This is a genomic window from Mesorhizobium sp. M8A.F.Ca.ET.207.01.1.1, from assembly GCF_004794715.1.
In the GTDB taxonomy this organism is placed as follows: Bacteria; Pseudomonadota; Alphaproteobacteria; order Rhizobiales; family Rhizobiaceae; genus Mesorhizobium.
In genome coordinates, this window is the sequence record NZ_SRUS01000579.1 from 1 (window position 1) to 283 (window position 283).

Annotated in this window: 1 protein-coding gene; it reads left to right on the forward strand. The window is 66.8% G+C overall.

The window, feature by feature from the left end:
* Window positions 1-283: class I tRNA ligase family protein (locus EN850_RS35915; RefSeq protein ID WP_145973039.1), on the forward strand; the 283-nt coding region annotated here is incomplete at both ends.

Here is a 283-nt window from a genome sequence, read left to right on the forward strand (position 1 = left end):
AAGCGCCTGGGCGTGACCGGCGATTGGGACAACCCGTACAAGACCCTGAGCTTCGACTTCGAAGCCAATGAGATCCGTGCGCTGGCCAAGGTCGTCGCCAACGGTCACCTGGTGCGCGGCGCCAAGCCGGTCTACTGGTGCTTCGACTGCGGTTCGGCACTGGCCGAGGCGGAAATCGAGTACCAGGAAAAGGAATCGCCGGCGATCGACGTGGCCTACGCCGCGCGCGATGCGCAGGCCGTCGGCCAGGCGTTCGGCGTGAGCGTGCCGGCCGACGTCGAAG